General features: G+C 67.1%; 22 protein-coding genes and 1 pseudogene. 13 read left to right on the plus strand and 10 right to left on the minus strand.

Translation table 11 applies throughout. The annotated features are described in order from the left end of the window. Positions 1-27: 27 nt before the first annotated feature. The 5 genes from ABZ789_RS02390 to ABZ789_RS02410 all read left to right on the plus strand — a co-directional run bounded on the left by ABZ789_RS02390 (position 28) and on the right by ABZ789_RS02410 (position 4,537). Complete coding sequence (locus ABZ789_RS02390) at positions 28-300, plus strand: helix-turn-helix transcriptional regulator (protein ID WP_241385768.1); 273 nt, start codon at positions 28-30, stop codon at positions 298-300. 2 nt (positions 301-302) lie between these two features. Then, positions 303-839, plus strand: coding sequence for a hypothetical protein (locus ABZ789_RS02395; RefSeq protein ID WP_358418402.1), 537 nt, complete (start codon positions 303-305; stop codon positions 837-839). After that, on the plus strand, positions 836-1,726 hold the full coding sequence (locus ABZ789_RS02400) for an ATP-binding cassette domain-containing protein (RefSeq protein WP_358418405.1): 891 nt from the start codon (positions 836-838) through the stop codon (positions 1,724-1,726). The genes ABZ789_RS02395 and ABZ789_RS02400 overlap by 4 nt, the downstream gene beginning before the upstream one ends. Further along, complete coding sequence (locus ABZ789_RS02405; RefSeq protein WP_358418407.1) at positions 1,723-2,913, plus strand: ABC transporter permease; 1,191 nt, start codon at positions 1,723-1,725, stop codon at positions 2,911-2,913. Before ABZ789_RS02400 ends, ABZ789_RS02405 begins: the two co-directional genes overlap by 4 nt. Positions 2,914-3,031: 118 nt before the next feature. Beyond that, complete coding sequence (locus ABZ789_RS02410) at positions 3,032-4,537, plus strand: carboxyl transferase domain-containing protein (RefSeq protein ID WP_358418410.1); 1,506 nt, start codon at positions 3,032-3,034, stop codon at positions 4,535-4,537. A 21-nt stretch (positions 4,538-4,558) separates the two neighbouring features. Here the strand turns inward: ABZ789_RS02410 and ABZ789_RS02415 are convergent, their stop codons facing one another. Next, positions 4,559-5,233, minus strand: a complete 675-nt coding sequence (locus tag ABZ789_RS02415) for a GPP34 family phosphoprotein (protein WP_358418413.1) — start codon at positions 5,231-5,233, stop codon at positions 4,559-4,561. 131 nt (positions 5,234-5,364) lie between these two features. Between ABZ789_RS02415 and ABZ789_RS02420 the strand changes: the two genes are divergently transcribed. After that, a complete protein-coding gene (locus ABZ789_RS02420; RefSeq protein WP_358418416.1) occupies positions 5,365-7,257 on the plus strand; it encodes a propionyl-CoA synthetase in 1,893 nt (630 codons plus the stop codon). A gap of 79 nt (positions 7,258-7,336) precedes the next feature. On the opposite strand, the gene ABZ789_RS02425 is transcribed toward ABZ789_RS02420, so the two are convergent. The 3 genes from ABZ789_RS02425 to ABZ789_RS02435 are packed head-to-tail and all read right to left on the minus strand — an operon-like array spanning position 7,337 to position 9,119. Beyond that, on the minus strand, positions 7,337-7,579 hold the full coding sequence (locus tag ABZ789_RS02425; RefSeq protein ID WP_358418419.1) for a DUF3618 domain-containing protein: 243 nt from the start codon (positions 7,577-7,579) through the stop codon (positions 7,337-7,339). Beyond that, entirely contained in the window at positions 7,576-8,001 is a 426-nt protein-coding gene (locus ABZ789_RS02430; RefSeq protein ID WP_358418422.1) for a phage holin family protein, read from the minus strand. The genes ABZ789_RS02425 and ABZ789_RS02430 overlap by 4 nt, the downstream gene beginning before the upstream one ends. Beyond that, positions 7,998-9,119, minus strand: coding sequence for a YihY/virulence factor BrkB family protein (locus ABZ789_RS02435; RefSeq protein ID WP_358418425.1), 1,122 nt, complete (start codon positions 9,117-9,119; stop codon positions 7,998-8,000). Before ABZ789_RS02435 ends, ABZ789_RS02430 begins: the two co-directional genes overlap by 4 nt. A 77-nt stretch (positions 9,120-9,196) precedes the next feature. Here ABZ789_RS02435 and ABZ789_RS02440 point away from each other — a divergent pair, with 77 nt between their 5' ends. The 4 genes from ABZ789_RS02440 to ABZ789_RS02455 are packed head-to-tail and all read left to right on the plus strand — an operon-like array spanning position 9,197 to position 11,562. Then, positions 9,197-9,706 (plus strand): flavin reductase family protein, encoded by a 510-nt coding sequence (locus ABZ789_RS02440; protein ID WP_358418428.1) that lies wholly within the window; start codon positions 9,197-9,199, stop codon positions 9,704-9,706. A 38-nt stretch (positions 9,707-9,744) separates the two neighbouring features. Then, entirely contained in the window at positions 9,745-10,524 is a 780-nt protein-coding gene (locus ABZ789_RS02445) for a pyrimidine reductase family protein (protein WP_358419196.1), read from the plus strand. Further along, positions 10,514-11,005 (plus strand): CinA family protein, encoded by a 492-nt coding sequence (locus tag ABZ789_RS02450; RefSeq protein WP_358418431.1) that lies wholly within the window; start codon positions 10,514-10,516, stop codon positions 11,003-11,005. The genes ABZ789_RS02445 and ABZ789_RS02450 overlap by 11 nt, the downstream gene beginning before the upstream one ends. 35 nt (positions 11,006-11,040) lie before the next feature. Next, positions 11,041-11,562, plus strand: coding sequence for a hypothetical protein (locus ABZ789_RS02455; RefSeq protein WP_358418434.1), 522 nt, complete (start codon positions 11,041-11,043; stop codon positions 11,560-11,562). Here ABZ789_RS02455 and ABZ789_RS02460 read toward each other — a convergent pair. Then, entirely contained in the window at positions 11,545-13,344 is a 1,800-nt protein-coding gene (locus ABZ789_RS02460) for an acyl-CoA dehydrogenase (RefSeq protein ID WP_358418437.1), read from the minus strand. The two genes, ABZ789_RS02455 and ABZ789_RS02460, sit on opposite strands and share 18 nt — an antisense overlap. A 76-nt stretch (positions 13,345-13,420) precedes the next feature. Here ABZ789_RS02460 and ABZ789_RS02465 point away from each other — a divergent pair, with 76 nt between their 5' ends. Continuing rightward, positions 13,421-14,116, plus strand: a complete 696-nt coding sequence (locus tag ABZ789_RS02465; RefSeq protein ID WP_358418440.1) for a TetR/AcrR family transcriptional regulator — start codon at positions 13,421-13,423, stop codon at positions 14,114-14,116. 90 nt (positions 14,117-14,206) lie between these two features. Here the strand turns inward: ABZ789_RS02465 and ABZ789_RS02470 are convergent, their stop codons facing one another. The 3 genes and pseudogenes from ABZ789_RS02470 to ABZ789_RS02480 all read right to left on the minus strand — a co-directional run bounded on the left by ABZ789_RS02470 (position 14,207) and on the right by ABZ789_RS02480 (position 16,277). Beyond that, positions 14,207-14,551 (minus strand): FKBP-type peptidyl-prolyl cis-trans isomerase, encoded by a 345-nt coding sequence (locus ABZ789_RS02470; RefSeq protein ID WP_358419199.1) that lies wholly within the window; start codon positions 14,549-14,551, stop codon positions 14,207-14,209. 27 nt (positions 14,552-14,578) lie between these two features. Next, positions 14,579-14,929 (minus strand): annotated as a pseudogene (locus ABZ789_RS02475) (FKBP-type peptidyl-prolyl cis-trans isomerase); the annotation flags it as partial. Between the two features lie 49 nt (positions 14,930-14,978). Beyond that, positions 14,979-16,277 (minus strand): citrate synthase, encoded by a 1,299-nt coding sequence (locus tag ABZ789_RS02480; protein ID WP_358418443.1) that lies wholly within the window; start codon positions 16,275-16,277, stop codon positions 14,979-14,981. A 634-nt stretch (positions 16,278-16,911) separates the two neighbouring features. Here ABZ789_RS02480 and ABZ789_RS02485 point away from each other — a divergent pair. Beyond that, positions 16,912-18,006, plus strand: coding sequence for a hypothetical protein (locus ABZ789_RS02485; protein WP_358418446.1), 1,095 nt, complete (start codon positions 16,912-16,914; stop codon positions 18,004-18,006). A 28-nt stretch (positions 18,007-18,034) separates the two neighbouring features. Here the strand turns inward: ABZ789_RS02485 and ABZ789_RS02490 are convergent, their stop codons facing one another. Together ABZ789_RS02490 and pdxH are read right to left on the minus strand one after the other, a co-directional pair. Then, positions 18,035-19,303 carry an MFS transporter gene (locus tag ABZ789_RS02490; RefSeq protein ID WP_358418449.1) on the minus strand — a complete coding sequence of 423 codons (1,269 nt, stop codon included), beginning with the start codon at positions 19,301-19,303 and terminating at the stop codon, positions 18,035-18,037. Further along, positions 19,300-19,953 carry a pyridoxamine 5'-phosphate oxidase gene (gene pdxH / locus ABZ789_RS02495; protein ID WP_358419202.1) on the minus strand — a complete coding sequence of 218 codons (654 nt, stop codon included), beginning with the start codon at positions 19,951-19,953 and terminating at the stop codon, positions 19,300-19,302. Before pdxH ends, ABZ789_RS02490 begins: the two co-directional genes overlap by 4 nt. A gap of 216 nt (positions 19,954-20,169) precedes the next feature. On the opposite strand from pdxH, the gene ABZ789_RS02500 reads away from it, so the two are divergent. Beyond that, complete coding sequence (locus ABZ789_RS02500) at positions 20,170-21,297, plus strand: citrate synthase 2 (RefSeq protein ID WP_358418451.1); 1,128 nt, start codon at positions 20,170-20,172, stop codon at positions 21,295-21,297. Positions 21,298-21,426 lie beyond the last annotated feature (129 nt).

The following is a 21,426-nucleotide window of genomic DNA, read 5'->3' on the forward strand; positions in this document are numbered from 1 at the left end:
CATTGTGTTTTCACAACACTTTGTTCCATGAGTCCGGTACGCCGTGGGGAAACGCTCCCCATCTACAACCGCATCCGCGTCCTGCGCGCGGAACGCGGGATGAGCCGCGCACAACTGGCCGAACTCATCGAGGTGAACCCTCAGACCGTCGGCGCCCTGGAACGAGGCGACCACTACCCGAGTCTCGATCTGGCCTTCCGGATCTGTGACGTGTTCGGGCTTCCGGTCGAGGCAGTGTTCTCCCGAACCGAGTTCACCCCGTTGTCGACCGAGTTGTACAAGCCTCGGAAGGGGGCCTGACGATGTCCACCCCGTCCCTGCTCGACCGTTACGAAGACCGCCGCACGCGCCGGTTCCTCGAGTACGAGAAGCTCACCGCCGGATGGTTGCCCAATTGGCGCACCCAGCACCGCCGTCGCATTCTCGCCGGCACGGTCCTGGCGCTGATCGCGCTCATGTTCGTCACCGCGATCGTCTCGTACTTCACGATGTCCGCCGCCCTCGTCTGGCTGCCGGTCACCATCGCCTTCCTTCCGGTGTGGACCTGCTTGCAGATCGTGTCGGGGCGGCAGTCCGAAGCGCCCCGCCACGCCCTCGACGAACGTGAGATCGCCGAACGCAACAGTGCCCGTTCGATCGGCCTGTCCGTGGCACAGGGGCTGCTGATACTCCCCATCTTCACACTGCTGTGGAGCGCGTCGCTCGACACGATCGATCATCGGGCCCTCGCCTATTCCGCGGGCGGCTTCGCTCTCGCCTCGATACTGTTCAGCGGATGCCTGCCCGCCGTTCTGCTCGCCTGGACCCGCCCCGACGACGACCCGGAGGACCTGCTGTGACACTGACGATCGACACTCTCTCGAAACGCTACGGCGACAAGGTCGCTCTCGACGGCGCGAGCTTCGAAGTCCGCCCCGGCGAGCTGTTCGGTTTCGTCGGCAGCAACGGCGCGGGCAAGACCACCACGATGCGGATCATTCTCGGCGTCCTGGCCGCCGACTCCGGTGAGGTCCGCATCGACGGGCGGCCCGTCGACCTCGAGGTCCGCCGCACGATCGGATACATGCCCGAGGAACGCGGCCTGTATCCGAAGATGAAGGTCGGCAGGCAACTGTCCTATCTCGCTCGGCTGCACGGACTTTCCAAGTCGGAGGCGACCGATGCGGTGCAGCGGTGGACCGAACGGCTCGGGATCGCCGAGCGCCTCGACGACGCCGTCGACGCACTCTCCCTCGGCAACCAGCAGCGCGTGCAGCTCGCCGCCGCACTCGTGCACGATCCGAAGGTTCTCGTGCTCGACGAACCCTTCTCCGGACTCGACCCGGTCGCGGTGGACGTCATGAGCGACGTCCTGCTCGAGAAAGCGAAAGAGGGTGTACCGGTGGTGTTCTCGAGCCATCAACTCGATCTGGTCCAGCGCCTGTGCGACCGCGTGGGCATCATCGGCGCGGGGAGGATGCGCGCAGTGGGCGCCGTCGACGACCTACGCTCCGAAGGGGACGCACGGCTCGTCGTCCACGCGCCACAGGCACCCCACGGCTGGGCGGACGGCATGCCCGGGGTCACGCTGGCCGAGTACGAGGCCGAGCGCACCGTGCTGACAGTCGCCCCCGGAACCGACGACCAGATGATCCTCAAGGCAGCCCTGTCCACCGGCCCCGTTCACGAGTTCTCACTCCGGCGCCCGTCCCTGACCGAACTGTTCCGAGAGGTGGTCGCCGCATGAGTGCCCCACTGAGCAATGCCCGCGCGATCGGGCTCGTCGCCTCGCGCGAGTTCGTTACCCAGGTACGGAAGAAGAGCTTCCTGATCAGCAACGGGATCATTCTCGTCGCCATCGTCGTCGGCATCGTCGCCACGTCGATCTTCTCCGGCGAGGATGATCGACCCACCGTCGGAGTCGTCGGGGCACCGGCGCTGCAGACGACGATCTCCTCCCTCGGCGAAACCATCGGTACTCCGCTCGAGGTCTCCGAGGTCCCGGACGCCGGCACGGCCCGCGACCGGGTCGCCGCCGGCGATCTCGACGTCGCCCTTGTACCCGGCGACGGAGCGGGCGTCACGGCGATCACCGAGTCGGATCTCGACAGCGAGGTCCGCGCGGTCGTCGAAGCCGCCGTGATGCAGCAGGCCCAGGCCACCGCGCTGACGGATCGCGGTGTCGATCCCGCCGCGGTCGCCGCCGACGTGTCCGCCGCGACCGTGACAGTCGATGCCATCGACCCGCCGGATCCCGAACAGGGACAACGCGTCATCCTGTCGGTCATCGCCGTGATCCTGCTCTACATGCAGATCCTCATGTTCGGCATGTACGTCGCGATGGGTGTCGTCGAGGAGAAGTCCTCGCGGGTCGTCGAACTGCTGCTCTCCACCCTGCGTCCCCTGCAGTTGCTCTGGGGGAAGATCCTCGGTATCGGGGCGGTCGGGCTTCTGCAATTGACGGCGTACGGTGTGGTCGGTGTCGGCACCGCGCTCGCCACCGGGACCCTCACCATCACCGGCACCGCGCTCGGTGTCCTCGCCGGCACCCTCGGCTGGTTCGTCCTCGGATTCGCCTTCTTCGCGGTGCTCTACGCTGCGGCAGGTTCGATGGTCTCCCGACAGGAGGACGTCAACGCCACGTCCGGCCCCCTGGTGATGATCATCCTCGCGATGTTCTTCGCGGCGTTCTCGTCCGTCGACGACCCCGACGCGGGGTGGAGCACCACACTCAGCTGGATACCGCCCTTCTCGGCGATCCTCATGCCGCTGCGCATCGCCGCGGGTGTGGCCACCCCGGTGCAGATCGTCGGCACGATCGTGCTCATGCTCGCCGCGATCGGCGTACTCAGCGTGATCGCCGCGCGGATCTACCAGCGATCGATCCTGCGCATCGGCCGGACGGTCACCTGGAAGGAAGCGCTCGGCCGTTAGCCCGCCCAATTCGAGGGGGAGGATATGTGCGGTTCATCGCAAGAGAACGCACATGTCCTTCCCCTCGTTCGCGCCGTTGTAGGTTGACCTCGACCGACAGGGACAGGTGGAGGACAAAGTGGCCGCTGGCAGGATTTCGGCGCAGGAGTTCATCGACAAGGTTCTGGACCCGGGGAGCTTCGTCTCCTGGGACGTCGATCCGATCGATGTGGGCGCCGGCGAGAAATACCTCGCCGATCTCGGCAGGGCCGCCGAGAAGTCCGGGCTCGACGAGTCCGTCGTCACCGGTTCGGGCACCGTCCACGGTCGGCGGATCGCGCTGATCGTGTGCGAATTCTCCTTCCTCGCAGGCTCTATCGGGGTCGCCGCAGCCGAACGCATCGTCACTGCGGTCGAGCGCGCGACGGCCGAGGAACTGCCGTTGCTCGCGTCCCCGACTTCGGGCGGCACGCGCATGCAGGAGGGCACACTCGCCTTCGTGCAGATGGTGAAGATCGCCGCCGCCGTCGCAGCCCACAAGGCCGCACATCTCGGTTACCTTGTCTACCTGCGCAATCCGACGACCGGCGGCGTCTTCGCCTCGTGGGGTTCGCTCGGGCACGTCACCGCTGCCGAGCCCGGTGCGCTCGTCGGCTTCCTCGGGCCGCGCGTCTACAAGTCCCTCTACCAGGAGAACTTCCCGGAAGACGTGCAGACGGCCGAGAATCTGTACCGCAAGGGCGTCATCGACGGCGTCGTACCCCTCGGCGGGGTGCGGCAGGTGGTGCACCGCCTGCTGCGGGTGCTGGTCGAGCCGAACCGACCCGAGGTGACGGTCAGCCCTGCGGTCACCACCGTCGACGATGTCCCGGATATTCCCGCGTGGCAGTCGGTGATGCTCAGCCGGCGAGCCGAACGACCCGGTATCCGGCATCTGCTGCGGCACGCCGCGTCGGCACAGGTCCCCTTGTCCGGCACGGGAGAGGGAGAATCGGACCGCACCGTGTTGCTCTCGCTCGCCCGCTTCCGCGGTGTGTCATGTGTGATGTTCGGTCAGGACCGCTCGGGCCAGTCCCCGGAACGGACGATGGGTCCGGGAGCATTGCGAGAGGCGCGCCGTGCGATGCGTCTCGCCGACGAATTGCGTCTGCCACTCGTGCTCGTCATCGACACACTGGGCGCCTCGCTGTCGAAGGAGGCGGAAGAGCGCGGACTCGCCCCGGAGATCGCCCGCTGCCTCGCCGATCTCGTCACCCTGCCGAGCCCCACCGTGTCGGTATTGCTCGGTCAGGGCACCGGCGGCGGGGCGCTCGCCCTCCTGCCTGCCGACCGGGTGTTGTGCGCGCAGCACGGCTGGCTCGCGCCGCTGCCACCCGAAGGCGCCAGTGCGATCGTGTACCGAGACACCACCCACGCACCGAGCATGGCCCGGGATCAGGGGATCCGCTCCCGCGATCTACTGCACAACGGCATCGTCGACGCGGTCGTCCCCGAGCACCCGGACGCCACGGAGGAGCCGGTGTCGTTCGTCAAACGTGTCGGTGCCGCGGTCGCTCGCGAACTCACGATCCTGACCGAAGAACCTGCGGAAGAACGCTGTCGGCGCCGTCTCGAGCGCTACCGGAAGCTCGGCGTGCCTTCCTGACCCGCCCCGTCGGCAGATCGATCAGCTGCTCGAACCCGCCGCTCCGCCGGCGGCCATGGCAGCCATCATCGCCGCGTTCACGGACGATACGGCGGCGCGCACCGCTTCGGCCGCCCATTCGCCCTGCGCAATTTCCTTGGCGCGACGCTTGACCATCCGCTTGTCGGTGTCCGGGAACACCTTCGGGGCCGCGCCGACCGCCGACAGCAGAGCGATCAGGGCCGCTGTGCGGGGTTCCGGCGTCACCCCTTCGATCAGGGCGGCTCGAATCCGTTCGCGGACCCGCTGTTCGTGGCCGGTATCGAGAGCGGGCCACTTCCTGGTGGGGAACAATCCGAGGATCTTGCCGCGCTCCTCCGAGACCCAGCCGTGCTCGATCACTCGTCCGAGCAGCTTCTCCCGAATGTCCTTCTGCAACTTCTCCACGGCGGCCGTGGGTTTCACCTCCTTACCCGAGTCCAGCAGTTCCACCGCCTCGGCGAGGACGGGATCAGCGGGTTGTGCCGCCGCTCGCACCGCGAACCGCCCCTTCTTCGCCTGCTTCCCCTCCGTATCGACGACCACGATGTCGTCGAGTGCGAGCTCGAGAAGCACGGCGCCGGCCAGGACCCGGGGCAATTCGACGCTACCGACGAGCGGCTTTCCCGATTCGTCGTCGAGCAGCAGGAGCAGAATGTCCTCCGCGAGCAATGCCATGCCTGTCAGCGTAGGGAGTTCGTCCGCTCGTCGCTCGATCGTGCCCACCCGACGCAGACCTCCGGCCAGGGCAGCCGAGGTCACATAAGGTGGCTTGCGCCAGAACTGTCGCCAGAGGAAGGACACGACGGATGAGCTCGTACGAGGACGCGTTCCGCCGGAGCATCGAGGATCCGGAAGAATTCTGGCTCGAGGCCGCGCAGGCGGTCGAGTGGGAGAGCGCTCCGACGCGAGCACTCGACGACTCGTCGGCGCCGTCCTACCGATGGTTCCCCGACGGCACCCTGAACACGTGCGTGAACGCGCTCGATCGGCACGTGCGTGCCGGGCACGGCAATCGTCCTGCGCTGATCTGGGATTCGGCGATGGTACCGGCCAAGCGCACCTACACCTACGCGGAACTGCTCGACGAGGTCGCAAAGTTCGCCGGGGTACTGCGCGACCAGGGAGTGACCGCCGGCGACCGAGTGATCATCTACATGCCGATGATCCCCGAGGCCGCGATCGCGATGCTCGCCTGTGCCCGCATCGGTGCGGTGCACTCGGTGGTCTTCGGCGGGTTCGCCGCCAAGGAACTCGCGACGCGCATCGACGACGCGAAGCCCGTCGTGCTGATCACGGCGTCCGGCGGCCTCGAACCCGGACGTACCGTCGAGTACCTGCCGATGGTCGAGCAGGCGATCGGCTTGTCGCCGACGCCGCCGCACACCGTGATCGTCAAGGATCGCGAGCAGATCCCCGGTTCCGCAGCCGACTACCGGACATCCTCGGCGTCCTGGTTCGACTGGGACGAGTTGTGTGCCGACGCGACCCCCGCCGAGGCTGTGACGGTCGCGGCGACCGATCCGCTCTACATCCTCTACACCTCCGGCACCACCGGAAAGCCCAAGGGCGTGGTCCGCGACAACGGCGGGCACGCAGTCGCTCTCACCTGGTCGATGCGCAACATCTACGACATCGATCCGGGCGATGTCTGGTGGACGGCCTCCGATGTGGGCTGGGTGGTCGGACACTCCTACATCGTCTACGGACCGCTGCTGACCGGCGCCACGACGGTGATGTACGAGGGCAAGCCCGTCGGCACGCCCGATGCTGGTGCTTTCTGGCGGATCATCGCCGAGAACGGCGTCAAGGCTTTGTTCACCGCTCCCACCGCGATCCGTGCGATACGCAAAGCCGATCCCGATGCGGCCGAATTGGAGAACTACCCGGTCGATACGTTGCAGACCCTCTTCGCCGCCGGTGAGCGCCTCGACCCCGACACCTACCGGTGGGCGACGCAGGTACTCGACCGGCCCGTCGTCGACCACTGGTGGCAGACCGAGACGGGCTGGGCGATCGCAGCCAATCTGCGCGGTCTCGAACGGATGCCACTCAAGGCGGGCTCCCCGACCGTGCCCGTGCCCGGATATCGGGTCGAGATCGTCGACGGTGAAGGCAGCCCCGTCGGACCCGGCACCGAGGGCAATATCGTCATCCGACTGCCGTTGCCCCCGGGAACGTTGACGGGGCTGTGGCAGGACGAGGATCGCTACCGGCGCTCCTATCTCGACACCTTCCCCGGCTTCTACCTCACCGGCGACTCCGGCTACCTCGACGAAGACGGCTACGTATTCGTGCTCGGACGCTCCGACGATGTGATCAATGTTGCCGGGCACCGTCTTTCGACCGGCAGCATAGAGGCCGTAGTCGCCTCGCACCCCGCCGTCGCCGAATGCGCGGTGGTGGGTATCCGCGACGAACTGAAAGGCCAGCGCCCCTCCGGATATGTCGTGCTCAAGTCCGGCTTCGAGATCGACCCGGAGACGTTGCGCCGAGAGCTCGTCCAAATGGTCCGGGACCAGATCGGTGCGGTTGCGACCTTCCGCGACGTAACAGTCGTCCAGGCCCTCCCGAAGACACGGTCCGGCAAGATCCTCCGTAAGACGATGCGGCAGATCGCCGACAACGAGGAGTACACCGTGCCGTCGACGATCGAGGATCCCGCGGTTCTCGACGCGTTGAAGGAACAACTCGGCGGCTGATCGGCACGCCGGGAGTTCGCACCCTCGGCGGCCGGGCGTCGCTGCACACGCGAGCCCCGGCCGCCGAGCGGCGTCTACATCACTTCCGGCGTCTGCGCTGGAGCACCGACACCACCACGACCACAGTCACCACAGCCCCGGCGGCCGCTGCGATCAGATCAGGGCGTTTGCGCACTGCCTCTGCCTGGTCGGCAGCGGACTGCCTGACTCTCGTGGGTACGTCGAGCCGATCGGTGAGTTCGCCGACGGTCGCGGCGAGTTCGGCCCGCTGACGTTCGATCTCGGTCGCCTCCGGTGGTCCGTCGTTGTCGGGTGTGGTCACCTCGTTGCTCCCTTCGCGGCGTCGATGTCGGCGCGGACACTGGCGGCGGTACGTTCCGGCACGGGCGGTGCGGCGTTCTTGGCTTTCGAGGCACCGGCCACCGCAAGGATTCCGCCTGCCGCGAGCACCACCAGGGCGACGATCAGGGCCGCGAGCCACGGTTCGACGGCGGTGGCCAGACCGAGCACAGCCGTCGCGATCAGGGTCGCCGCCCCCAAGAAGAGCAGGATCGCTCCCGCGCCCGAAATCCCTATCCCTACCCCGATGCGGCTGCCCTTCGACTTGACCTCCTCGAGCGCGTGCGAAACCTCGGTTCGGACCAGAGTGGAGACCTGCTCGGTGAGCCGTTCGGTGAGTTCGACCGTCGACAGATTCTTGGGTTGTTCGGCCACAGGGCGCGAATCTCCTGCGGGTGTCGTCATTGCGGATTCCTTTCCGTCGAATGCTTGCCGGAACCCGCGGAGTCGGTCGCGTCCTCGGAGGGCTTGTCGGCGCTGTGTGCTTCTCGCAAGCGCCGACCGTGCTCTACGAGTGCTTGGAGTTTGGCGGCGTTCTTCTCGTATGCCCGCGAATCGCGTTCGGGCAGCCGGATGTTCTTCTCCGCGGCAATGCCCGCCTGCAGCTGGCGGCCGCGTTCCATCTCGGCGTCGAATTCGGCACCGAACAACAGGGCCAAGTTGGTGATCCACAGCCACAGCAAGAAGATCACGGCGCCGGCGAGCGATCCGTAGGTCTTGTTGTAGCTGCCGAAATTGGAGACGTAGAAGGCGAAGCCGACCGAGGCCACGATCCACACCAGGATAGCGATGAGCGATCCCAGGCTCACCCAGCGGAACTTGGGCTGGGCCACGTTCGGTGTGGCGTAGTACAGCACCGCGACGATCATGACGACGAGTGCGAGCATGACGGGCCACTTGGCGATGTTCCAGATCATCACGGCGGTCTCGCCGAGGCCGATGACGTCCCCGATCGCGCGGGCCACCGGACCGCTGACGACGAGCATCAGCGCGGTAGCACCGGCTGCGACCAGCACCAGGGCGGTGACCAGCAACATCAGCGGACGAAGCTTCCAGACCGGACGCCCTTCCTCGATCTCGTAGATGCGGTTCATCGCACGACCGAAGGCACCGACATACCCCGAGGCCGACCACAGGGCACCCAGAACACCGACAACCAGCGCGAATCCGGCAGTCGGAGCAGAAACAAGCTGTTCGATCGGTCCGCGGAGTGTGTCGACGGCGGAGGACGGGCCGAGGTCTTCGACCATGTCGAGCACGGTGTCCACCGTGGCCTGCCCCTGCCCGAACACACCGAGCAACGAGACCACCACGAGCAGGGCAGGAAACAGCGACAGGACGGCGTAGTACGTCAGCGCGGCAGCGAGATCGGTGCACTGATCGTGGCTGAATTCGCGAATGGTCCTGCGCAGCAGGTACTTCCACGAGGGCTTGGACAGATCGGTCGGAGAGTCCGGTTTACGCGGATCGTCCGGCGCGAGAGTGGCGCCGTGTCTCCGTTCCGTTCCGTGCTCGGCATCCATAGTGCAGCGGGTACCCACCGTCACATCGGGACCAAACGCCGCCGCGCCCGGGTACGAACGGCCGTACGATTCAGCGCATGCCCGACACCTTGCTGCAGGGATCTTCCGACGGATTCGATTCGATCGTGGGTCACCTGAACTATCCGATGTTCATCGTCACGACGCGGTCCGGGGAGGAACTCAGCGGATGCCTCGTCGGCTTCGCCACCCAGGCCGGGATCTATCCCGCCCGTTTCCTGGTGGGTCTGTCCGACAAGAACCGGACATATCGGATCGCAAGAGAGGTCGAGTATCTTGCGGTACACGTGTTGCGCGAGGGCGCGCGGGAACTCGCCGAGTTGTTCGGCGGTCACACCGGGGACGACGTCGACAAGTTCGCCCGCTGCTCCTGGACGGAGGGTCCACACGGGTTACCCATCCTCGACGAGGCGGCGGGATGGTTCACCGGACGCGTTCTGGGGAAGTTCGAACTGGGCGATCATGTCGGATTCCTGCTCGAGCCGGACCTCGGCGAGTTACGGGAGGACGCGGGTGGCCTGCTCACATTCGCAGCCGTCAAGGACATCGACGCCGGACACGGCGCGTGACCGCTCGACGAGACCTCGAGGAGGATCGGATCGGAACCATGCAACGACTCGACGGTGACCCGGTACTGCTCCGGAATGTGGACGACGCCGTGCTGCGCGACCTTTATGCATATCCGGACGATCTCGCACGTCCCTGGATTCGCATCAACTTCGTGTCCTCCCTCGACGGCGCCGTGTCGGTCGAAGGACGATCGGGTGCTCTCGGTTCGCCCGCCGACAAGAAGGTCTTCGGCCTGCTGCGCGAGCTCGCCGACGTGATCCTCGTGGGCGCGGGAACCGTCCGCGCCGAGAATTACGGCGGGGCACGTACGACCGAAATGCTGCGGGCGCGCCGGGAAGAGGCCGGCCTGACACCGATCCCACCCGTCGCAGTGGTCACCGCCTCCTGCGATCTCACTCCCGACCTGAGGTTGTTCACCGATACGACGATCCCGCCGGTCGTGTTCACGACCGCGCGGGCCCCGGAAGCCGCCCGGCGTGCCGTGCAGGAGGCGGGTGCGGATCTCCGGGTGATCGCCGAGGACGACATCGACGGCCGCACCCTGCGCGCCGCGCTCGCCGGAGCGGGGTGGATGCGGGTGCTGTGCGAAGGCGGTCCGCGCTTGTTCGGTCGCATGATCGACGACGGAATCGTCGACGACCTGTGCTTGACGTGGGCACCGGTTCTCACCGCAGGCGGTGCGGGCAGGATCGCGACGTCTCCCGCACCCGTCCTGACTCCGCTGCGGCGTGCCCATCTGATCTGCGACGACGACGGCACCCTGCTCACTCGCTGGGTGCGACCCGATGACCTGGAGGGAGAAACCGATGGCCGATGACGATGTGGTGGAGGGCACGGACACTTCCGACGAGCTGATCGAGCGACTCGCCGAGATCGCCTCCGACGGAGAGCTGACGCTCGGCTGCGCGGAGTCGCTCACCGCAGGCACCCTCGCGGCCCGACTCGGAGCGGCGAAGGGCAGCTCGGACTGGTTCCGCGGCGGCATCGTCGCGTACTCACGGGAGGTCAAGTACGGCCTTCTCGACGTACCCGAAGGCCCGGTCGTGAGCGAGAGCGCGGCGCGCACGATGGCCGAGAGCACGGCCCGTCTGCTGGGTGCGGACATCGTCGTGGCCGTGAGCGGCGCGGGCGGCCCGGATCCGCAGGACGGCCGCCCCCCGGGGACGGTCTGTTTCGCCACGACCGCACCCGACGGAACCCGCAGCGAAGAACAGCACTTCGACGGCGACCCACAGAAGGTGCTCGCGAAGACGGTGCGTCACGCCCTGTCCCTGCTCGTCGAGCGGGCATCCGCCTGAAAATCGGATGCGGCCCCTTGCCCGCGGGATCTAATGTGGCGACCGTGCGCGTCGTCTTCACGAAAGGTCCCGGCATCGGGTACGAGATCGCGGTGCATCGCGACACCGGTCCGGAACTCGCTCCGCGCAACGGCCCGGGCGGTCACCCCTATCTCCCCCACGACCTCGTACACCTGCTGGTCGAGAGGGAGGCGGGCATCGAACTCGGCGTCTACGGACAGTTGGCCGCCGGCGACAACGGCCTGTTCTGGCCCGCCGACGACGCGGAACGAACCCGGGCCGGTCGGCGTCGCAGATCGAAGAAACACGCGATGTCGCCGCGTGCGGAGGCCGACATGATCAGGTCGGAGGAACTGGCGCGCATCGCCGTCCCCGTCTGGGAGGCGCGGCGAGGCCTGGCAGACGGGCTGCCGGCCTATGTCTCCGAGAAAGATGTCGAACCGGTGGTCGGCCGCATCGTGAACGCCTTCGACGACTACGCCGACCGGTGGCATGCGCTACCGGTCGGCGGGTCGTTGACGGTGCTCTGGAAGGTGCCGTTACAGAACCGACGGTGAGACGTCCAGGGTCGTCCGGTCCAGGCTCGCGAGCAGATCGAACTGTGGTCCGGTCCTCGGCAACTCGAAGCGATAGAAGTACCGCGCGGCCGCGCGCTTGCCGTCGAAGAAGTCGCCCTCCCTGTCGCCGGCCGCAAGGAGTTGCTCGAGCCAGATCCACGCGACCACGACGTGCCCGACGGCTTCGAGATAGACCGACGAGTTCGCCAGGGCCACAGCAGGATCGCCGGTGGACCACAGCGTTGCCGTGATCTCGGCGACGCGCCCCACCGCCGCGCCCAGTTGCTCCGCGTAGGCCGCGGCGTCGCCCCCGGCCCGGGTCGCCCGTGCGATGGTCTCCCCTACCGTTTCGCCGAGCAGCGCCAGAGCGGCGCCGCCCTGCATGATCACCTTGCGGCCGAGGAGGTCCAGGCCCTGGATGCCGTGGGTGCCTTCGTGAATGGGGTTGAGGCGGTTGTCGCGGTAGAACTGCTCGACGTCGAACTCGCGGGTGTAGCCGTAGCCACCGAGTACCTGGATCGCGAGGCTGTTGGCCTCGAGGCACCACTGCGACGGCCAGGACTTCGCGATGGGAGTGAGCAGGTCCAGCAGGAGCCCGGCGCGAGCGCGTGCCTCTTCGCTCTCGGCGGTGCGCTGTTCGTCGACGAGGTTCGAGCAGTACAGTCCCAGCGCCAGGGCACCTTCGACGTACGACTTCTGCGCCAGCAGCATTCGCCGCACGTCGGCATGTTCGACGAGTGGAACCTGCGGTGAGGCCGGATCCTTCGCGCCGAGCGGCCGGCCCTGGGTACGGGTGCGGGCATAGTCGAGGGACTGCAGGTATCCGGCGTACCCGAGGGAGGTGGCGAGGAAGCCGACGCCGATCCGCGCCTCGTTCATCATGTGGAACATGTACGACAGGCCCTTGTGTGGTTCGCCGAGCAGATAGCCCACCGCACCCGCCTCACCACCGGGTGTATGGACGCCCTCACCGAAGTTGAGGAAGGTGTTGGTGGTACCCCGGTTGCCCATCTTGTGGTTCAGGCCGACAAGCGCGACGTCGTTGCGCTCGCCGAGAGTGCCGTCGGCCTCGACGAGGAACTTCGGGACGATGAACAGCGAGATGCCCTTCACGCCCTCGGGTCCGCCGGGAATCTTCGCCAGCACGAGATGCACGATGTTCTCGGTGAGTTCGTGGTCGCCACCGGAGATCCACATCTTGGTGCCGGTCAGCCGGTAGGTTCCGTCCGCAGCGGGGGCGGCCTTGGTGGTGATGTCGGCGAGCGACGAACCGGCCTGCGGTTCCGACAGGCACATGGTGCCGAAGAACCGGCCTTCGAGCATCGGAGGAACGAACGCCGAGATCTGCTCGTCGCTACCGTGAGCCACGAGCAGACTCGCGTTCGCCGCCGTGAGGAAGGGGTAGGCGGAGGTCCCGGCGTTCGCGGCCTGGAACCACGCCATCGATGCCCGTTGCACCGTCACCGGCAGCTGCATCCCGCCGTGTTCCTCGTCGAATCCACCGGCGAGGAGTCCGGCCTTCGAGAACAACTCGAGGGCTTCCTTGACCTCGGGAACGATCTCGACGCGACCGTCCTCCCCGATGCGGGGCTCCTGTGCGTCGGCCTTCTTGTTGTGGGTCGCGAAGTGCTTGACGGCGATGTCGGCGCTCAGGTCGAGTACTGCGTCGAAAGTCTCACGAGAGTGATCGGCGAAGCGTTCACGGCGGGTGAGGGACTCGACGTCGAGCCAGTCGTAGAGGAGAAAATCCAGGTCGCGGCGGGACAGGATGGGAGAAGGCATCGAAATCCTTTCGGGCGACGCGGGGACCCGGCCGCAACAGGAACGAACTAAGCGCTCACTCAGTAGACCAACGCGGGTGCATCATGTCAACGACGCCTTTTCCGCGAACTGCAGGACGGAACCCGTGAGCCACACACCCGAGCAATCCACCGACGCCCCGGCGGCAGTCGACTCTCTCGCTGCCGCTCTCCCCGGCGAAGGATCCGAGGTCGCGCGCCGGCTCGTCGCATCAGCAGTGGAGTCCTTCGCTCGCCGCGGCTACCACGCGACCACCACCCGGGACATCTCGGTCGGCGCGGGGTTGAGTCCCGCAGCCCTGTACGTGCACTTCCCCTCGAAGGAAGCGGTGTTGTTCGAGGCCTGCCGCAACGGACACCTCCACGTTCTCGACGAGGTCGAGAAGGCCGCCACGAGCGCAACCGATCCGGTCGAGCGGGTCCGCGCGATCGTCGATCGCTTCGTGCGGATCCACGCCGTGCATCACACCACCTGCCGGGTCGCGCAGTACGAACTGCACGCGCTCTCCGAGGAGCACTACCGCGAGATCGCCGAGATCCGCAGACGCACCGACGCCGTGGTCCGTGAGGTCATCTCCTCGGGTGTGGACGGCGGGGTGTTCGACGTCGACGACGTTCCCACCGCTGCCCTGGCGATTCTGTCACTGGGAATCGATGTGGCCCGCTGGTACCGCCCCGACCGCGTGGACGTCGACGTTCTCGCCCGCAATTACATCGGCCTCGCGTTGTCGATGCTCGGGACACCCCGCCGCTGAGCGCCCGGGACCCGAATACGAAGAACGGGGCCCGCAACGCCGGTGATGGCCACCGATGTTGCGAGCCCCGAATGCTCTTGTCCGCTCGGGCTATCCCACGCCGAGCAGATCGATCACGAAGACGAGCGTCTTTCCTCCGAGCGGATGCCCGGAGCCCGCCGGTCCGTATGCGAGTTGCGGTGGGACGGTGAGCTTGCGGCGCCCACCGACGCGCATGCCCGGGATGCCCTCCTGCCAACCGGGGATCAGACGCCCCAGGGGGAACCGGACGGAGTCGCCACGAGCGAACGACGAGTCGAACACCTCGTTGGTCTCGTACTCCACCCCGTGGTAATGCACGTCGACCACACCACCGGGCTGGGCCTCCTCGCCGTCGCCGACGGTGATGTCCTCGATCACCAGATCGGCGGGCGCCGGGCCGGTCGACGGCTCCACCGTGGGAACCTCCGGCGGCACCTGCACGGCGAGCAGGTCGATGATGAAGACGAGCGTCTTGCCCGACAGACGGTGTCCCGATCCGGCCGGGCCGTAGGCGAGCTCCGGCGGGATGGTCAGCTGGCGACGGCCGCCGACCCTCATGCCGGGGATACCTTCCTGCCATCCGGCGATCAGACCGGACAGCGGGAAGGTGATGGACTCACCACGGCTCCACGACGAGTCGAACTCTTCGCCGGTATCGAACTCGACCCCGACGTAATGGACTTCGACCTTCGATCCGGGTTCCGCTTCGGCGCCGTCGCCGACCACCAGGTCCTTGATGACCAGCTGGGTGGGGGCGGGGCCCTCCTGGAACTCGATTTCCGGCTTTGTCATGCGTGTCTCCTCGTCGGGATGCGGTCGAGATTTCCGGTTGTCCGGAGGGTCAGCGCTCCTCGAGAGAGGTGTACGGCCGTTCGGTGTAACCGGTGTAGATCTGACGCGGACGACCGATCTTCAAGGTCGGATCCGAGTGCATCTCACGCCAGTGCGCGATCCATCCGGGCAGGCGACCGAGCGCGAACAACACGGTGAACATGCGGTCCGGGAAGCCCATCGCACGGTAGATCAGGCCGGTGTAGAAGTCGACATTCGGGTACAGCTTGCGCTCGATGAAGTAGTCGTCCGTGAGGGCGGCCTCTTCGAGCTTCATGGCGATCTCGAGCAGTTCGTCGCCCGCACCGAGCTTCTTGAGGATGCGGTCGGCGGTCTTCTTGACGATCGCGGCCCGCGGGTCGTAGTTGCGGTAGACGCGGTGCCCGAAGCCCATGAGCTTCACGCCGTCTTCCTTGTTCTTGACCTTGCGGACGAAGTCCTTGACGTCACCCTCGGACTTGTGGATGCCGTCGAGCATCTCGAGCACGGCCTGGTTGGCGCCGCCGTGCAGCGGGCCCCACAACGCGTTGATGCCGCCCGAGATGGACGTGAAGAGGTTGGCATCGGACGAGCCGACGAGGCGCACCGTCGACGTCGAGCAGTTCTGCTCGTGATCGGCATGCAGGATGAGCAGCATGTCGAGCGCCTGGGCGATCTCCGGGTCGATCTCGTAGGGCTCGGCCGGGAACCCGAAGGTCATGCGCAGGAAGTTCTCGACCAGCGACAGCGAGTTGTCGGGGTAGAGGAACGGCTGGCCGACCGACTTCTTGTAGGCGTAGGCGGCGATCGTCGGCAACTTGGCGAGCAGACGGATCGTCGACAGCTCGACCTGCTCGGAGTCGTCGGGATCGAGGGAGTCCGGGTAGTACGCCGAGAGCGCGTTGACCGCGCTCGACACGACGGGCATCGGGTGCGCGTTGCGCGGGAAGCCGTCGAAGAACCGCTTGAGGTCCTCGTGCAGCAGCGTGTGGCGGCGGATCTTGTCGGTGAAGACCTCGAGCTGCTCGGCGGTCGGCAGCTCACCGTAGATCAACAGGTAGCTGACCTCGATGAACGTCGACTTTTCGGCGAGCTGCTCGATCGGGTATCCGCGGTACCGCAGAATACCCTTCTCGCCGTCGATGTACGTGATCGCCGACTTGGTGGAGGCGGTGTTGACGAAACCCGGGTCGAGGGTGGTGTACCCGGTCGCCGCGAGGAGCTTGCCCAGCTCGATACCGTCATTGCCTTCCGTCGCCTTGGCGATAGACATCGTGTGTTCGCCACCGGGGTAGCTGAGGGTGGGGTTGGTGTCATTCTCAGCGGGCACGAAGGATCCCTCTCAAGCTCAGACCTACGAGAAACTTCCGAACATTCACGTAGAACCTAGCCGTAGCGCGGCCGGAGCGCTGCGGCAGGGTCCGTCGAAAGTCCCCGAGCGGTATGTCGTCCATGTGGGTTCCGAACGCTCGACCGCGCCCTCTGCGACAGCGCCGCAAGGCCGGCACACGCCGATAACCTGCGGCAATACTACCTGTGCCCGATCCACCTCGGACACTGCACCCGGACATATGCTCGAAACCGCCTCGGGTCGTCGGTCCCGCCCACCCCACGGCGCGGCACCGATAGGCGACAGCGGCCGTCGCCTCCGCGAAACGAAGCGTTCCCGATCGTCCTCGCCCGCCCCTCTACCCGGGCCTCACCGCCGAGTCCACCAGGACATCCGGCGGGTCGTCCACTACGCCCCGTCGAAGTGAACGAACACGGAGCCGGGGCCCGCCGCGTCGTTTCGGCAGTCCGCATACCGCCGCAACAGTGAGCACCGGCGCCACGCCGGTCTTCGAGAAACTCACTGCACGGCAATGTGATTCGTGAGAACTCGAATTCTGCGCCGAGACTGTTTGCGCGCACGGAGGGTCGGGCACTCGAAATAGCGACCGTGAATCGAGGACGAAGGAGCAGCATTGAAGACCGATCGATTCCAGGAACTCGCTTCCGCCCCCGGTCCGTTCGCCTCCGTGTATTTCGAGGACTCGCACACCACCGAGGATGCCGCGAAAGTTGCCGAACTCACCTGGCGCGCGATCTCCGGCAAACTGGAGGAACTGGGGGTATCCGAAGAGGTACGTGCCAACGTGGAGCGTGCGGTGACCGAGGGTCCGACGCCGGTCGGTACAGGCGGGCGCGCCGTGGTGGCGAACGCGGAACGAGTGTGGGTCGACGAGCGGTTGCTCCGTGCGCCGCTGCAGACCGAGGTCCGCTGGTCCGACAGTCCTCATCTGGTGCCGCTCGTGGAACACGGCAGCCGAGGACGCCCGCATCTGGTGGTCGCCGTCGACCACGTCGGCGCCGACGTGACGGTCTACGACCGCAACGGCGGTGTCGTACACGAGGAATCCGTCGACGGCGAGAACCACCCGGTTCACAAGGCTGCCGGCGCGCAGGCACCCGGCTACGGCGATCCCGAACCTCACGTGGAGGAACAGCGCCGCCGGAACATCGTGAAAGTCGCCGAGCGCGCGACCGAACTCGCCGACCGGTACAGAACCGACCCGGTCTTCCTCATCGGTGAGGTCCGCTCGCGCAACGATCTGGCCGACGCGCTGGTTTCCCGGACCGCGCAGGTCGCTGTGCAGGTGGAGACAGGTTCTCGGGCGCAGGGATCGGATTCCGCGCAGACCCGGGCCGCTGTCGAGGAGGCGCTGGCTCTCCGGCGACTCGCGGAGATGAACGAGACCACCGAACGGTTCCGCGCCGGGGCAGGTACGGGGTTGGCGGTCGAAGGACTCGACGAAGTCACCGCGGCTCTGCGCGAGCGTCGGGTCGAGACACTGATCATCGGCGATATCGGAGACGCGACCGTGCTGGCGGGCGACGATCCGTCCCTCGTAGCCCGTGACACGGAGACGCTGTCGGCAATGGGGACGGAGAACGAACGAGCGTGCCGGGCGGACGACGCTCTTCCGGCCGCAGCCGTGGCGACAGGCGCCGATCGCCTGGTGCGGATCGACGAGCGGCTGAGTCCGGCCGACGGCATCGCAGCGCTCCTGCGCTACTGACCTTGCGGGACCCCGCAGAACGCCGACGTCAAGCGAGGGTGCGGGAGACGCGATATCGAACGAAGGCCGGGAAGGCGACGACGCACACGAGCGTGCCCACGATCACGAGCGCGCCGCCCCCCGCCGCCGCGACGGCGGTGCCAGCAGCCGCCGCGGCCGCGCCGTGGAGCACGTCGCCGATGCGCGGTCCGCCTGCGACGACCACGATGAACACGCCCTGGAGGCGGCCACGCATCTCGTCGGTCGCGACGGTCTGCAGCATCGTCGACCGGAAAGCGGCGGAAACCATGTCGACCGCACCACCGAAGGCGAGGAAGAACAGCGCGATCCACAGCAGTAGACCGCCGCTGCCGGGTTCGGCCCACCACACCGCAGCGCCGAATCCCACCATCGCGACGCCCCACAGGAGGATGCACACGATCACGGCGAGCCCTTGTCGCTGCACCCGCGGCAGCCACCCGGAGAAGATTCCACCAAGGACCGCTCCGGCCGACATCGCGGCGAACAGCAAGCCCAGGGCGAAGCCGCCCTGGGCTGGATCTCCGAACGATTCGTGAGCGATCTGGGGGAAGAGTGCACGCGGCATTCCGAACACCATCGCGACGATGTCGACGACGAAGGACGCCAGCAGGATCTTCTGCCCGGACAGATACCGGAACCCGTCGACGAGTGCGCGCAGGCCGGCGCGGGTCACCTCGCCGAGGGGTGGGATCGCCGGCAGCCTGACCACCGCCCACAGCGTGGCAAGCAGGAGGATCGCGTCGAGGAGGTAGAGGGTGGGCAGCCCCACGACGGGAATGAGAGCACCTGCGAACAGCGGCCCCGCGATGGCACCGAACTGCACGACCGTCATGTTCAGCGAGGTCGCTGCCGCGATCTGCCCGACCGGCAGCAATCGCGGGATCACCGCTGCCCGCGTGGGCTGGTTGACCGCGAAGAACGCCTGCTGCACCGAGAACAGACACAGCAGCACCCACACGTTGTTCAGTCCGCTCGCCGCCTGCACCCACAACAGAAGGGATGTGACGCCGAGACCGGCGGACGTGATCAGGAGCAGTTTGCGGCGATCCATCGCGTCGGCGAGCGCTCCGCCCCACAGTCCGAACACCACCAGCGGGACGAGACCGAACACTCCGGTCAGGCCCACATAGGCGGAATTGCGAGTGATCTCGTAGATCTGCTGAGGCACGGCGACCACTGCCATCTGGGCGCCGATGACGGTTACGACCCCGGCCCACCACAGCCGGGCGTAGTCCTTGTTGCGAAGGGGGGTGGTGTCCGCGAGCAACCGCTTCACGGTTGCAGACGCTCGGTGATCCAGCGACCGTCGACCGAGCGGGTCCGAACCCGGTTGTGGAGCCGGTTCGGGCGTCCCTGCCAGAACTCGACCGTCTCGGGCACGATCCGGAATCCACCCCAGAACGGCGGCACCGGGATGTCGTCGTCGAGGGCGTACTGCTCGGCGACCTCGACGAGGGCATGCTCGAGATCGAACCGGTCTTTCACCGGGCGCGACTGCTGCGATGCCCACGCGCCGAGACGCGATCCACGGGGACGCGTGCGCCAGTACGCGAGCGTCTCCTCGTCCGGCACCCGGACGACCGGTCCACGGACGGTCACCTGCCGGTACATCGGCAGCCAGAGCAAGGTCGCCGACGCATACGGCAGGGCGGCGAGATGCCGGCCTTTGTCCGACTCGAAATTGGTGAAGAAGGCCAGGCCGTCGGCGTCGAGTTTCTTGCACAGCACCGTGCGGGTCGCGGGGTGGCCGTGGGTGTCGACGGTCGCGAGCACCATCGCGTTGGGCTCGGGTACACCCGCAGCGACAGCACTCGCAAACCATGTGTGCAGCAGCGGAAGCCATCCCGCGGCGACATCGTCCGGCGTGAGGTCGCGGTCGGCCGGGGATTCACCGGCCGGTCCGGCCGGGGTGTAGTCGACACGCATACGCGCGAGGTCGTCATCCTCGGGACGCGGCAGCGGGATATCGGACGGCACGAACGACGACGCTACTCCGGCATCCGACCCGCCGCGTTCGGACCCGGAGGGGCTACAGTTTCACCGACGACCCGAGTGGGGCGCCGGTCACACCCGACGGTGTCCTCATTCCCCCGGCAGCGCGGCCCGGACCGGGCCGCACGCGAGCGAAGAGAGCCCACCGTCATGGCAGCAGGCGCGTCAGTTCCCGAGGATTTCGTTCCAGGACTCGAAGGCGTGGTCGCCTTCACGAGCGACATCGCCGAACCCGACAAGGACGGTGGCGCCCTGCGCTACCGGGGGGTCGACATCGAAGAACTCGTCGAGAAGGGTGTGACCTTCGGTGACGTGTGGGCGCTGCTCGTCGACGGCGAGTTCGGCCGGGGTCTGCATCCGGCCGAGCCGTTCCCGCTGCCCATCCACACCGGGGATGTCCGGGTCGACGTTCAGGCCGGTCTCGCGATGCTCGCGCCCATCTGGGGTTTCCGTCCGCTGCTCGACATCGACGACGCAACCGCCCGCGACAATCTCGCGCGCGCCGCGGTGATGGCTCTGTCCTATGTCGCCCAGTCCGCCCGCGGCATCTACCAGCCTGCCGTACCGCAGCAACGCATCGACGAGGCGAGCACCGTCACCGAACGCTTCATGGTGCGCTGGAAAGGCGACCCCGATCCCAAGCACGTCGAGGCGATCGACGCCTACTGGGTGTCGGCGGCCGAGCACGGCATGAACGCCTCGACGTTCACCGCCCGGGTCATCGCCTCGACCGGAGCCGACGCGGCAGCGTCGCTGTCCGGCGCAGTGGGCGCAATGTCCGGGCCGCTGCACGGCGGTGCTCCCGCGCGGGTACTGCCGATGATCGAGGAGACCGAGCGCACCGGCGATCCACGTGGTCTGGTCAAGGGCATCCTCGACCGCAAGGACAAGCTCATGGGCTTCGGTCACCGCGTCTACCGCGCCGAGGATCCGCGTGCCCGGGTGCTGCGCAACACCGCCAAGCGACTCGATGCTCCGCGCTTCGAGGCTGCTGCCGCGCTCGAGCAGGCCGCACTGGCCGAACTGCGCGAGCGTCGTCCCGACCGTGCGATCGAGACGAATGTCGAGTTCTGGGCGGCGGTGATCCTCGACTTCGCCGAGGTGCCTGCGGCGATGATGCCGGCGATGTTCACCTGCGGACGCACCGCCGGCTGGTGCGCGCACATTCTCGAGCAGAAGCGACTGGGGAAACTGGTGCGTCCCGCGGCCGTCTACACCGGTCCGGATCCGCGGTCGGCGTCGGAGGTCGCGGGCTGGGACTCGATCGACCATCACTGATCGTCGATCGGCGGCCGGGGCCGTGTTGCCGCTCGAGCTCACGGCCTGCATCCGCGCCACAGTGGGCACACCGGGAGGATTTGCGTCACATGCCTGCGACGCGCCCGTCGGAAGGCACAGGGCGGCCGT

The sequence above is a fragment of the Rhodococcus sp. NPDC047139 genome, from assembly GCF_040643435.1.
Classification (GTDB): domain Bacteria; phylum Actinomycetota; class Actinomycetes; order Mycobacteriales; family Mycobacteriaceae; genus Rhodococcus.